Genomic DNA, 13,350 nt, shown 5'->3' with positions numbered 1-13,350 from the left:
GACCATCAGACGTAGTCCGAACCGCCATACACCGGTCACTCACGTTGGAGGTCGCCATGTCCGCCCTGGGCCTGTCCGCCGCATTCCCCGTCGCCGACATGACCGCCGCCGTGGCGTTCATGCGCGCGGTGCTGGGCACCGAGCCGACGTTCGTGGACGGCGACCGCTGGGCGCAGTTCGACCTCAACGGCAACCGCATCGCGCTGTCGGGCACCGACCGCGAGGGCGAGGGCGCGTCGGTGATGGTGAAGGTCGCCGACCTGGAGGCCGCGCTGGCGCCGCTGCGCGAGGCCGGGTTCAAGGTCGCCGAGCCCGTCGAGGGGCCGCACGAGGTGCGCGCCCAGGTGGTGGGCCCCGACGGCTGGGCCGCGGTGCTGTACCAGCCGCGCGGGTAAGCGCCGCCGGGTCCGTGCAGCGCGGCCCGTCCACCGGGGGCCGCGGCCGGCGACGCCTTGGGGAGGCCGCGCCACGCCATGATCATCGGAGTGCCCGGGGCACCCGGAGTGTCCGCCCGGCCCGTGCCGCCGCCCGGGGACGGGCCGCGGGAGCATGCCGCGGCACCGTCCAGGGACGGCCCTGACACCGTTTCCGGCGACGAGCCGGGGGATGTCGGCGGGAACGGCCCCGGGGCCGCCAGGACCGCCGCGGACGCCCGCGCGCAGGGCCGGGCCGCCGCCCCGGCCCGCGACGAGCCCACGGGCCCCGGAGCGCCGGTGCGGCCGGCACCCCACGCGGACGCCGTGCGGCTCCCGCCCGCGCGTCGCCCTCCGCCGCCCGCGTTCGAGGGCCCGCCTCGTCCGCCCTTCCCGAGCGCCCGGCGCCCGCCCGCCCCGAGCAGTCCGCATGCGCGCCCCTCGGTGCGCGAGCCCGGCGGCAGCGGCGCCGCGCACCCGGTGGAGGTCCTCCCCGAGGTCGCGGCGGCACTGGCGGCGGGACGCCCGGTGGTCGCGCTGGCGAGCACCGCCGTGTGCCGGGCCACGCACCGGCCCGACCCCCTGGGGGCACTCCGCCGGACCGAGGCCGCCGTACGCGCCGCGGGCGCGGTCCCGGCGGCGATCGCGGTGATCGGAGGCCGGGTGCGGATCGGCTTGGACGCCGCCGCCCTGGATCACGTCGCGGCCGCCGGAGGGCTCGCCAAGGCCGGCCTGCGCGACCTGGCCCCGGCCGTGGCGGCCGGGCGCGACGCGGCCACGACCGTCGGCGCCGCGGCACACCTGGCCCGGCTCGCGGGCATCCGCGTGCTGGCCGCCGGAGGCCTGGGCGGGGCGCGCCCCGGCGCCCGCGAGGCGTGGGACGCGTCCGCCGACCTGGAGGCCCTGTCACGCTGCGGCGTCGCGCTCGTCTGCTCGGGGGTCGCGCCGCTCTTCGACGTCGGCGCCACCCTCGACCGCCTGGCGTCGCTGAACGTGCCGGTCGTCGGCTACGGCACCGACCGCTTCCCCGGTCGGCCGGCCGACTCCGACCACACCCTGGAGTGGCGGGTCGACCACCCCGACGAGGCCGCCCGGCTCATCCGCGCATGCGACGCCCTGGGGCTCGCCGACCGCGGCGTGCTCTTCGCCCAACCGGTCCCGGCCGACGACGAGCGCGGCCCACGCACCGCGGCCCTGGCCGCCGAGATCGCCGCCGCCCTCGTGTCCGCCGAACACCGGGAGCGCCGCTGAGCTACGCGTCGACCGCCAGGTTGCGGCGTCCGATGAGCCGCCACACGACCTCGATCAGCGCCGACGCGACCACCGCGATGCCCACCGCGGTCCACGGCATCGTCGTGCCGACCAGCTTGAGGTCGAAGAACTTCTGGAACGCCGGAACCGTGATCACCAGGGCGAAGCCCGCCGCCATCGCCAGGACCAGCGCGATCCGCCACCACGTGTACGGGCGCGCGATGATCGCCAGGACCCACAGCGCGACCAGGAACAGCGTCAGCGTGGCGATCGACGTCTCGGCGCTGCGGGTGGCCTCGGTGGCGCCGTAGTAGTTCCGGGCGATCAGGTACGCGGTGAAACAGGCCGCACCCGCGATCACACCTGCCGGCGCCGCCGTCCGCAGGACGCGGTTCACGAACCCGGTGCGGGCCCGCTCCTTGTTCGGCGCGAGCGCCAGGAAGAACGCCGGGGTGCCGATCGTGAACCAGGCCAGCAGCGTCAGGTGGCGCGGCAGGAACGGGTAGGGCACGTTGACGATCACCACGAGGATCGCCAGTAGCACCGCGTACGCCGTCTTGGTCAGGAACAGGTTCGAGACCCGCTCGATGTTGCCGATGACCCGTCGGCCCTCGCCGACCACCGACGGCAGCGACGCGAAGCTGTTGTTCAGCAGCACGATCTGCGCGACGCCGCGGGCCGCCTCGCTGCCCGAGCCCATCGCCACGCCGATATCGGCGTCCTTGAGCGCGAGCACGTCGTTGACGCCGTCGCCGGTCATCGCCACGGTGTGGCCCTTGGACTGCAGCGCCGCGACCATGTCGCGCTTCTGCTGCGGGGTGACGCGCCCGAAGACGGTGTTCTTCTCCAGGACCTCGGCCAGCTCGGCCTTGTCGGTCGGCAGCGTGCGCGCGTCGACGGGATGCTCGGCACCGGGGATGCCGAGCTTGGCGGCGACCGCGCCCACCGAGACGGCGTTGTCGCCGGAGATCACCTTCGTGGCGACGCCCTGGTCGGCGAAGTAGGCGAGCGTGTCGGCGGCGTCGTGGCGCAGCCGCTGCTCCAGGACGACGAGCGCGGCGGGGTGCGCGGCGGCCGCGTCGTACGGCGCCGACAGGTCCTCGACCGGCGCCCCGGTGCGGACCAGCAGCAGCACGCGCAGGCCGTGCGTGCCGAGCTCCTCGGCGTCGGCCAGGATCGGCGTGCCGGGCAGCGCGAGCACCTCCGGCGCGCCGAGCAGCCAGCTCTGCCGCTCGCCGGCGACCTCGAACGTCGCGCCCGAGTACTTGCGCGCCGAGGAGAACGGGATGGTGGCGACCTCGGTCCAGCCGGTCGGCGCCGGGCAGTCGTCGATGATCGCCTGGAGGCTCGCGTTGGGCCGCTTGTCGGTGGTGCCGAGCGCGCCGAGCGCGGCGCGGACCGGGAGCGCGTCGTCGAGGCAGCGGACCTCGGTGACGTTCATGCCGCCCTCGGTCAGCGTGCCGGTCTTGTCCAGGCACACGACGTCGACGCGGGCCAGGCCCTCGATCGCGGGCAGCTCCTGCACCAGGCACTGGCGGCGGCCGAGGCGGACGACGCCGACGGCGAAGGCCAGCGAGGTCAGCAGCACGAGGCCCTCGGGGACCATCGGGACGACGCCCGCGACCATTCGGCGGATCGCCTCGGGGATGTCGTCCTCGTTGATCCGGTACTGGCTGATGACCAGCGCGATCGCGGCGGGGATGAGCACCCAGGTGACGTACTTGAGGATCGTGCTGATGCCGCCGCGCAGTTCGGACGCGACCAGCGTGAAGCGGCTGGCCTCCTCCATCAGCTGCGCCGCGTAGGCGTCCTTGCCGACCCGGGTGGCGCGGAAGGCGCCGTTGCCTGCCACCACGAACGAGCCGGACATGACCGGGTCGCCGGGCTTCTTCAGCACGGGGTCGGCCTCGCCGGTGAGCAGCGACTCGTCGACCTCCAGGCCAGCCGCCTCGACGACGACGCCGTCGACGACCGCCTTGTCGCCCGAGCCGAGTTCGATGACGTCGTCGAGCACGATCTCGGCGGCCGAAATCGCGACGGCGTTCCCGTCGCGGCGCACCCGCGGCTTGGCTTCGCCGATCACCGCGAGGCGGTCCAGGGTGCGCTTGGCGCGCATCTCCTGGACGATGCCGATGCCGGTGTTGGCGATGATCACGAACCCGAACAGGCCGTCCTGGATCGGGCCGACCGCCAGGATGATCAGGAAGAGCACGCCGATGATCGCGTTGAAGCGCGTGAAGACGTTGCTGCGGACGATCTCGCCGACGGAGCGGCTGGAGCGCACCGGAACGTCGTTGACCTCGCCGCGCGCGACGCGTTCGGCGACGTCGGCGGCGGACAGCCCGCGGCTGATGTCGAGCACGGCGGTGTGCTCCGGCGCGTCGTCGGTCTGCGTCTCCTGCGTCATGGACCTCACCGTATGCGGCTGGAAAGGCTGGCGTACAAACCAGGGTTCATGATCCGACCCGGGTAGCAGCGCGCCTCCGCCGTTCGGGCGACGGCGGAGGCGCACCCAAGTCATCCTTGGGAACTACTTTGCCAGGAGTTGGCGCTTGCCGTGCGGGCGGGGCCGTGCGGCCCCGCCCCCGGGACGCCGGAACTACTCGACCACGGTGACCGGGCCCAGGCCCAGGCCCTCCAGCGGCTCGCGGATCACCGTCGCGTCGCCGACCAGCACCACGACCAGGCGCGAGGGGTCGAAGCCCGCCACCACGGCGTCCGACGCGTCACCGGTGGCCACCTCGGCCAGCCGCGCGTACAGGCCGGGCAGGTAGTCGTCGGGCAGCCGCTGCGCGACCACGTCCGCGATCGAGTCGGCCACGGAGCGCGACGTCTGGTACTTCAGCGGCGCCACCCCGACGAGGTTCTGCACCGCGGCGTCCCGCTCGTCGTCGGCCAGCCCCTCGGCGGCGAGCGTCGTCAGGACGGTGACCATGTCCGCCAGCGCGGGCCCGGTCACGTCCGTCTCGACCGAGCCGGTGACGGCCAGCAGCGCGCCCGAGCGCAGCGGCTGGTTGAGCGCGCGGATGCCGTACGTGTAGCCCTTCTCCTCGCGCAGCACCTTGTCCAGGCGCGACGTCAGCGTGCCGCCGAGGCAGTAGGTGCCGATGCTCAGCTCCGGCCACGCCGGGTCGTGCCGGTCGGCGCCGAGCCGCCCGGCGAGCACCTGCGTCTGCACGCTGCCCGGCCGGTGCACGACGACCACGCGGGCGCTGTCGTCCGCCGCGTCGTGCTTCACCGTGCTCGCGGGCGCGTCGCTGCCCGTCCACGTGCCGAGCGTGCGCTCCAGGATGCCGTCCAGGTCGACGCCGTCCAGGTCGCCGACGATCACCAGCGTCGCGGTGGCCGGACGCACGTGCTTGGTGAAGAAGTCGACGACGGCGTCCCGCTCAACGCGCGCGACGGTCTCCGCGGACCCGGCGCGCGGCCGGGACACGCGCGCCGCCGCGTCGAACAGCTCCGCATACAGCGCGATCGCGGCGCGGCGGGCGGGGCTCGCCAGCTCGTGGACGATCTCGTCCAGGCGCTGGCGCACCAGGCGGTCGACCTCGTCGGCGGGGAACGCGGGGGCGCGCACCGCGTCGGACATCAGGCCCAGCGCGCGCTCCAGGCGCGACGCCGGCACGTCCAGCGACACCTGCACGCCGGCGTGGTCGGCGCCCGCGTCCATCGTGGCGCCGCAGCGCTCCAGTTCGGCCGCGAAGGTCTCGGCGTCCATGGTGTCGGTGCCCTCGCTGAGCGCCCGCGCCATGATCGTGGCGACGCCGTCGATGCCTTCCGGCTCGGCGTCCAGCGGCGCGTCGAGCAGCAGTTCGGCGGCGACCACCTGCTGACCCGGGCGGTGTACGCGCAGTACCGACAGGCCGTTGGCCAGGCGGGTGCGGGTCGGCGCCGGGAACGTCCACGCCTTCTCCGGGCCGGCCGACGGGCGCGGGTGGAACACCATCGTGGTCTCGGTCATCAGGCGGCCTGCCCCTCGGCGTCGTCCGCGTTGCTGTCGCCGCGGTCGTTCTGGTCGGTCGTGTCGGTGTCGTCGCCGTCGGTGTCGTCGTCGCTGTCCTCGTCGGACAGTTCGTAGACCAGCACGGCGCGGTTGTCCGGGAGCAGGCGCTCGGCGGCGACCGCGCGGACCTCCTCCGCGGTGACCTCCAGGACCCGGTCGAGCGCGGTGAACGCCAGCGACGCGTCGCCGAACAGCACCGCGTACCGGCACAGTTCGTCGGCCCGGCCGCCCACCGTCGCCATGCGGTCCAGCCAGCCGCGCTCGATCTGCGCCTGCGCGCGCTCCAGCTCGGCCGCCGTGGGGCCCTCGGCGGCGAACCGCGCGAGCTCCTCGTTGACCGCCGCGTCCACGTCCTCGTTCCGCGCCTCGCCCGACGCCTTCACGTCCAGCAGCGCCACCGACGGCGCACCGGCCAGCCGCATGATGCCGAACCCGGCGTACACCGCGAGCTCGTCGTGCCGCACCAGGCGCGTGTTCAGCCGCGAGCTCTCGCCCTCGCCGAGCACGGTCAGCGCCAGGTCCGCGGCGTCCGCCTCACGGGTGCCGTCGACCGGCAGCCGGTAGGCCGCCATCAGCGAGCGCGACGGGACGTCCTCGTAGACCGTCTCGCGCAGCTCGCCGCCGATCACCGGCGGCAGCGTGCCGTCCGCGGGGGTCGGCTTGCCGTCGTGCGCCGGGATCGTGCCGAAGTACTTCTCGATCCACGCGAGCGTCTGCTCCGGGTCGATGTCGCCGACCACGGTGAGCACGGCGTTGTTCGGCGCGTAGTACGTGCGGAAGAACTCCTGGCAGTCCGCGAGCGTCGTGGCGTCCAGGTCCTCCATCGAGCCGATCGGCATGTGGTGGTACGGGTGGCCGGCCGGGAAGGCCATCGCCACCAGGCGCTCCCACGCGGTGCCGTACGGCACGTTGTCGTACCGCTGGCGCCGCTCGTTCTTCACCACGTCGCGCTGGTTGTCCAGGCTCTCCTCGGTGAGCGCCTGCAGCAGGCCGCCCATCCGGTCGGCCTCCAGCCACAGCGCCAGCTCGACCTGGTGCGCGGGCATGGTCTCGAAGTAGTTCGTGCGCTCGAAGCTCGTGGTGCCGTTGAGCGAACCGCCGGCCGACTGCACGAACTCGAAGTGCTGGTTCCCGTGCACGTTCGCCGAGCCCTGGAACATCAGGTGCTCGAAAAGGTGGGCGAGACCGGTACGCCCCGGCACCTCGTGCCGCGAGCCCACGTCGTACCACAGGCACACCGCGGCGACCGGGTCGATGTGGTCCTCGGACAACACCACACGCAGCCCGTTGGCGAGCCGGTGCTCGGTCGCTGTGAATGTCCCGGCCAGACCAGCCATGCCCATCCGTCCTCTCCGCAGACGCCTCGCGGCCGACGCGCGACCGGAGCGAGGGGCCGCGACGGCGGCCCGCAAGCCACCTTACTGAGGGGAACGACACGGCCAGGGCGCTGAAGCCGCCGTTCGCGTCCGGCGAATTCGGGAACAAACCCCGCACCCGGCCGTACACGGGCCCGACAGGCCCCGCGCGGCCCGCTACTGCTGGTAGCCCTCGACCTCACGGGCCGGCCGCACCGCCGCGGTGTTCGGGTCCTCGCGCGCGTCCCGGCGCGCCCGGCGCTGCCGCAGCAGGTCCCAGCACTGGTCGAGCTCCACCTCGATGGCGTGCAGCAGTTGCTGCTCCTCCTCGGCGGTGATCTTCCCCGTCGCGAGCTGCTCGCGCAGCGCGTGCTCGGTGTCGACCATCGAACGGATGCGGTCGAGGATCTGCGGGTCGTCCATGGCGCTCCCCTGTCCGGATTGCTGTCGTCGGATACTCGTCTCCGACGGGTAACCCGATCGGCCGAGCACCGTCCCTTTCCCCGTACGAGTGCCGGTCATGCCCGCAAACCCGGACGATCCCCCGCGCGGTACCGGGTCGCTGCACCCGAGTGTCGTACCGGGGGGACACAATGGGCGCGACCGCCTCAAGCCTAAGGAGCCCGCCGCAGCATGGCCCGCCGCAGCACGAAGACGCCTGGCCAGGACCAGCCCGACGACTTCGAGGAACGCATCCTCGACATCGACGTCGTCGACGAGATGCAGGGCTCGTTCCTCGAATACGCGTACTCGGTCATCTACTCGCGCGCCCTGCCGGACGCCCGCGACGGCCTCAAGCCGGTCCACCGCCGCATCCTGTACCAGGCCAACGAGATGGGCCTGCGCCCCGACCGCGGCTTCGTCAAGTGCGCGCGCGTCGTCGGCGACGTCATGGGCCGCCTCCACCCGCACGGCGACACCGCGATCTACGACGCGCTCGTCCGCATGGCGCAGCCGTTCTCGATGCGACTGCCCATGGTCGACGGGCACGGCAACTTCGGCTCGCTGGGCAACGACGACCCGCCCGCCGCGATGCGCTACACCGAGTGCCGCCTGTCGCCCGCCGCGATGCTCATGGTCGAGTCGATCGACGAGGACACCGTCGACTTCGGCCCCAACTACGACGGCCAGGAGCGCGAACCGCACGTCCTGCCCGCCTCGTTCCCCAACCTCCTGGTGAACGGCACCACCGGCATCGCGGTCGGCATGGCCACGAACATGCCGCCGCACAACCTCGTCGAGGTCGTCGCCGCCGCGCGCGAGCTGATCCGCCGGCCGCACGCCACCCTCGACGACCTCATGAAGCACATCCCCGGCCCCGACCTGCCCACGGGCGGCCGGGTCGTCGGCCTGTCCGGCGTCCGCGACGCGTACGAGAGCGGCCGCGGAACGTTCAAGATCCGCGCCACCGCCACCATCGAGACGGTCACCAACCGCCGCAAGGGCATCGTGGTGAGCGAACTCCCGTACAACGTCGGCCCCGAGAAGGTCATCTCCAAGATCAAGGAGCTGGTCCAGGCCAAGAAGCTCCAGGGCGTCGCCGACCTCAAGGACCTCACCGACCGCGCGCACGGCCTGCGCCTGGTCATCGAGGTCAAGAACGGCTTCAACCCCGAGGCCATCCTCGAGCAGCTGTACAAGCTGACGCCGATGGAGGAGACCTTCGGCATCAACAACGTCGCCCTCGTCGACGGACAGCCGCTCACCCTCGGCCTCAAGGAACTCCTCGAGGTCTACCTCGACCACCGCTTCGAGGTGGTGCGCCGGCGCAGCGAGTTCCGCCGCCGCAAGCGCCAGGAGCGGCTGCACCTGGTCGAGGGCCTGCTCGTCGCGCTCATCGACATCGACCGCGTGATCGAGCTCATCCGCAGCAGCGACAACGCGGCGCAGGCCAAGGAACGCCTGATCGAGGCCTTCGGGCTCTCCGACATCCAGGCCACCTACATCCTCGACACCCCGCTGCGCCGCCTCACCCGCTTCGACCGCATCGAGCTGGAGGCGGAACGCGACAAGCTCACCGCCGAGATCGAGGAGCTCACCCGGATCCTCGAGTCCGACCAGCTGCTGCGCAAGATCGTCTCCGACGAACTGGCCGCCGTGTCCAAGAAGTACGGCACGCCGCGCCGCACGGTGCTGCTCGAGTCGGCCGGCGCCCCCGCGACCGCGGTGCCGCTGGAGGTCACCGACGACCCGTGCCACGTCCTGCTGTCCTCCACGGGCCTCCTGGCGCGCACCCCCGGCGCCGACCCGCTGCCGACCGAGGGCGCCCGGCACAAGCACGACCTGATCGTCTCGACGGTCGCCACCACGGTGCGCGCCGAGCTCGGCGTGGTCACCAGCACCGGGCGGCTGCTGCGGCTCAACGTCGTCGACCTGCCGGCGCTGCCGCCGTCCCACACCGCGCCGAACCTGTCCGGAGGGGCACCGGTCAGCGAGTTCGTCGGCCTGGAGGCGGACGAGACCGTCCTGTGCCTGACGACGCTGTCCGCCGACTCCCCAGGGCTCGCGCTCGGCACGCTGCAGGGCGTCGTCAAGCGGGTCACCCCGGACTACCCGCCGAACAAGGACGAGCTCGAGGTCATCGCCCTCAAGGAGGGCGACCGCGTCGTCGGCGCCGTCGAACTGCGCACCGGCGACGAGGACCTGGTGTTCATCACCGACGACGCCCAGCTGCTGCGCTACCAGGCGTCCCTCGTGCGGCCGCAGGGCCGCCCGGCGGGAGGCATGGCGGGCATCAAGCTCGCCGACGGCCGCTCGGTGATCTCGTTCACCGCCGTCGACCCCGCCGCCGACGCGGTGGTCGTCACGGTCGCGGCGTTCAGCGGCGACGCGCTGTTCGGGGCCGAGCACGGCACCGCCAAGGTCACCCCGTTCGCCGAGTACCCGCGCAAGGGCCGGGCCACCGGCGGCGTGCGCTGCCAGCGGTTCCTCAAGGGCGAGTCCGCACTGGCCCTCGCGTGGGCGGGCCCCGCCCCGGCGCGCGCCGCCAACGCGACCGGCGCTCCCGTCGAACTCCCCGAGATCGACCGGCGCCGCGACGGTTCGGGCGCGCCGCTCGCGAAGCCCCTCACGGTGATCGGCGGCCCCGCCGGCGCCTGACGGCGTGAACGATGACGCGCCCCCGCCTCCGCGGCGGGGGCGCGTCGCCGTTCTACCTTGGTGACGTCTCGGGGTCAGTGGGTCGCGTAGTCGGCGGCGTACTGCTCCAACAGCTCGATCGAACGCGTGTACTTGGCGCGCAGCCGCACCTGGGTGACCTCGTCGAGCTGGCCGAGCCGGGCCTCCGAGCGGTTGTCGGCGATATCGGCGCGCTTGACCACCAGGGCGATCGGATCCGCGGCGGCGCGGGCCATGCTGGCCTCCAGCGGCTCGCCGGGCAGCTTGGACAGCGCGATCACGGCCTCGATGACCCGCTCGGGGCAGCCCTCGGCACGCAGGTCCGCCGCGGAGACCGCGGTGTCCTCGATGACGTCGTGCAGCACCGCGGCCATCTGCGCCCACTCGCCCTCGACCCGGCGCATCACGCGCAGCGGGTGGGTGATGTACGGCTTGCCGCCCTTGTCGAGCTGGCCCGCGTGCGCGCGGCGGGCGAGCACGACGGCGTCGTCGAGGGTGAATGCGTGTTTCACGTCCATGCCGGTCCACTCCCCCGGTCTCGGTTCGTTCCCACCACCGTAGCCCTCCGCGATCACCGCGGCCGGTCGGCGCGATCTCCGCCGACCGGTTCCTCCCGGAAGATCCCGGACCGACACCGGCAACGATCGAGATGCCCCCGCGACGCCGGTCCGCCCGAAAAGTTGACCATGTACGGTACACATCCGTGGAAACGTGCACCGAACTGTCCTGGCGGTACGCCGAGCCGATGGCCGGCTCCGCGCCCACGAGCCCCGGCTGGCTGCTCGTCGAGCACCCCGGCCCGTGGGCCGCGAAGGCGCTCACCGGCACCCGGGGCATCGACCCGGAACTCGGCGGCGCCCTCGAGCGGCAGGCCGCCGCGGCGGGCTTCCGCGCGACACTGATCCGCCGTCCCGGACGCACCACCGAGACGGTCGCACGCCGCACCGCGTTCCTCGTCTGGACCGAACCCGGCGCGACCTGGGCCCGGCGGCTCACGGTGGACTCGCTCGGCGAGCTGCTCGCCCTCGACTTCGCGGCGCTGGCCGGCCCCGCGGAACCCGCGCTCGGCACCGCGTGGACCGAACCGCTCGCGCTGGTGTGCACCAACGGCAAGCGCGACCGCTGCTGCGCCACCGAGGGCCGGCCGCTCGCCGAGGCCCTCGCGGGGCGCGCCCCCGACGCCGTCTGGGAGGCCACCCACCTGGGCGGGCACCGGTTCGCCCCGACCGCCGTCGTCCTGCCCCACGGATACGTCTACGGGCGCCTGGACGCCGACTCCGCGCTGGCCGCCCTCGACGCGGCCCGCGGCGGCGCCATGGTCGTCGACGGCTGCCGCGGCCGGTCCACCTGGTCGCGCCCCGAGCAGGCCGCCGAGATCGCCGTACGCGAGGACACCGGCGAGACCTCCGCCGACGCCCTGCGCGTCGACGCCACCGAGGAGCACGGCGAGCACGCGTGGACCGTCCGCATCGCGCACACCGACGGCCGCACGTGGACGGTGGAGGTCACCGCCGCCGCCGAGGAGCCCGCCCGCCCCGAGAGCTGCGGCAAGGGGCTCGGCAACCCGCTGAGCATGCGCCCGCGGCTGGTCACCCCCACGCCCGCGCTGTGAGGACCGGCGCCTAGTACGCGCCGGCCCCGGTCAGCGAACGGACCTCCATCTCGGCGAACTTCGAGTCGTCCACGTCCTCCTTCGACCGCAGCGTCCCGATCCAGCCGCTCAGGAACCCGATCGGGATCGACACGATCCCCGGGTTGGCCAGCGGGAACCAGTGGAAGTCGACCGCGGTGATCAGCGGGTTGGGCCCGCCGGACACCACCGGCGAGAACACCACCAGCAGCACCGACGACACCAGGCCGCCGTTGATGGCCCACATCGTCCCGCGCGTGTTGAACCGGCGCCAGAACAACGTGAACAAGATCGTCGGCAGGTTCGCCGACGCCGCCACCGCGAACGCCAGCGCCACCAGGAACGCCACGTTCAGCTTCTGCGCGGTCAGGCTCAACGCGATGGCGACCGCGCCGATCACGATCGCCGACAGCCGCGCCGCCGCCAGCTCCTCCTTCTCGCTGGCCCGGCCCTTGTGGATGACCGCCGCGTACAGGTCGTGCGCCGCCGACGCCGACGACGCCAGCGTCAGGCCCGCCACCACCGCGAGGATCGTCGCGAACGCCACCGCGGCGATCACCGCGAGCAGCACCACGCCGCCGATCGAGTCCCCGCCGCCGCCGACCTCTTCGGCCAGCAGCGGCAGCGCGGTGTTGCCCGCCTTGTTCGACGCGCGGATCCGGTCCGAGCCCAGCACCGCCGCCGCGCCGAAGCCCAGCACGATCGTCATCAGGTAGAACGAGCCGATCAGCCCGATCGCCCACATCACCGAACGACGCGCGGCCCGCGCGGTCGGCACCGTGTAGAAGCGCACCAGGATGTGCGGCAGCCCCGCGGTCCCCAGCACGAGCGCCAGCGCGAGGCTGATGAAGTCGATGCGGCTGGTCAGCGAACTGCCGTACTGCAGCCCCGGCTGGAGGAACGCGTCGCCCTTGCCGCTGGTCGCGGCCGCCGAGCGCAGGATCTCGTTGACGTTCCCGTGGAAGCGGACCAGCACCAGCACGGTGAGCAGCACCGCGCCGGCCATCAGGAGCGCCGCCTTCACTATCTGGATCCAGGTGGTGCCCTTCATCCCGCCGAACGTCACGTACACGATCATCAGCATGCCGACGACGATGATCGTCAGCGTCTGCGCCGAGCCGTTGCCGTCGCCCAGCAACAGCGCGACCAGCGAGCCCGCGCCGACCATCTGCGCGAGCAGGTAGAAGATCGACACCACGATCGTGGACGCCCCCGCCGCGGTGCGCACCGGACGCTGGCTCATCCGGAACGCCAGCACGTCCGCCATCGTGTAGCGGCCGCAGTTGCGCACCAGTTCGGCGACCAGCATCAGGACGACCAGCCAGGCCACCAGGAAGCCGATCGAGTACAGGAAGCCGTCGTAGCCCACCAGCGAGATGAGCCCGGCGATGCCCAGGAACGACGCCGCCGACATGTAGTCGCCGGAGATCGCCAGGCCGTTCTGCGCCGCGGAGAACTCCCGGCCGCCCGCGTAGAAGTCGTTCGCGGTGCGGTTGTGCCGGCTGGCCCAGATCGTGATGCCCAGCGTGATGGCGACGAAGCCGAGGAACAGGCCCACGGTGAGCATCCGGTGGTCGTTCC

At 73.1% G+C, this 13,350-nt stretch carries 10 protein-coding genes; 4 read left to right on the top strand and 6 right to left on the bottom strand.

What is annotated here, in order from left to right; genetic code table 11:
• Positions 1-56: 56 nt before the first annotated feature.
• Together QI554_RS21335 and QI554_RS21330 are read left to right on the top strand one after the other, a co-directional pair.
• Complete coding sequence (locus QI554_RS21335) at positions 57-395, top strand: VOC family protein (RefSeq protein ID WP_281471763.1); 339 nt, start codon at positions 57-59, stop codon at positions 393-395.
• A 462-nt stretch (positions 396-857) separates the two neighbouring features.
• The gene (locus QI554_RS21330) at positions 858-1,664 is read left to right on the top strand and encodes a pseudouridine-5'-phosphate glycosidase (RefSeq protein WP_281471762.1); all 807 of its coding nucleotides are present in this window, start codon (positions 858-860) and stop codon (positions 1,662-1,664) included.
• A 1-nt stretch (position 1,665) separates the two neighbouring features.
• Here the strand turns inward: QI554_RS21330 and QI554_RS21325 are convergent, their stop codons facing one another.
• The 4 genes from QI554_RS21325 to QI554_RS21310 all read right to left on the bottom strand — a co-directional run bounded on the left by QI554_RS21325 (position 1,666) and on the right by QI554_RS21310 (position 7,445).
• A complete protein-coding gene (locus QI554_RS21325; RefSeq protein WP_281471761.1) occupies positions 1,666-4,071 on the bottom strand; it encodes an HAD-IC family P-type ATPase in 2,406 nt (801 codons plus the stop codon).
• A gap of 192 nt (positions 4,072-4,263) precedes the next feature.
• Complete coding sequence (locus QI554_RS21320; protein WP_281471760.1) at positions 4,264-5,625, bottom strand: M16 family metallopeptidase; 1,362 nt, start codon at positions 5,623-5,625, stop codon at positions 4,264-4,266.
• A complete protein-coding gene (locus QI554_RS21315; protein ID WP_281471759.1) occupies positions 5,625-7,004 on the bottom strand; it encodes a M16 family metallopeptidase in 1,380 nt (459 codons plus the stop codon). Before QI554_RS21315 ends, QI554_RS21320 begins: the two co-directional genes overlap by 1 nt.
• A 195-nt stretch (positions 7,005-7,199) precedes the next feature.
• Entirely contained in the window at positions 7,200-7,445 is a 246-nt protein-coding gene (locus QI554_RS21310) for a DUF2630 family protein (protein WP_281471758.1), read from the bottom strand.
• A gap of 210 nt (positions 7,446-7,655) precedes the next feature.
• On the opposite strand from QI554_RS21310, the gene QI554_RS21305 reads away from it, so the two are divergent.
• Positions 7,656-10,121, top strand: a complete 2,466-nt coding sequence (locus tag QI554_RS21305) for a DNA gyrase/topoisomerase IV subunit A (protein ID WP_281471757.1) — start codon at positions 7,656-7,658, stop codon at positions 10,119-10,121.
• 74 nt (positions 10,122-10,195) lie between these two features.
• Here QI554_RS21305 and QI554_RS21300 read toward each other — a convergent pair whose 3' ends face one another.
• Positions 10,196-10,657 carry an HD domain-containing protein gene (locus tag QI554_RS21300; protein WP_281471756.1) on the bottom strand — a complete coding sequence of 154 codons (462 nt, stop codon included), beginning with the start codon at positions 10,655-10,657 and terminating at the stop codon, positions 10,196-10,198.
• A gap of 185 nt (positions 10,658-10,842) precedes the next feature.
• Here QI554_RS21300 and QI554_RS21295 point away from each other — a divergent pair, with 185 nt between their 5' ends.
• Entirely contained in the window at positions 10,843-11,751 is a 909-nt protein-coding gene (locus QI554_RS21295; RefSeq protein WP_281471755.1) for a ferredoxin family protein, read from the top strand.
• Positions 11,752-11,761: 10 nt separating this feature from the next.
• Here the strand turns inward: QI554_RS21295 and QI554_RS21290 are convergent, their stop codons facing one another.
• Positions 11,762-13,336 carry a solute symporter family protein gene (locus tag QI554_RS21290; RefSeq protein WP_281471808.1) on the bottom strand — a complete coding sequence of 525 codons (1,575 nt, stop codon included), beginning with the start codon at positions 13,334-13,336 and terminating at the stop codon, positions 11,762-11,764.
• Between the last annotated feature and the right edge of the window lie 14 nt (positions 13,337-13,350).

It is taken from the genome of Yinghuangia seranimata (genome assembly GCF_029953285.1).
Lineage (GTDB): Bacteria > Actinomycetota > Actinomycetes > Streptomycetales > Streptomycetaceae > Yinghuangia > Yinghuangia seranimata.
This window is presented reverse-complemented; position numbering and strand designations above follow the sequence as displayed.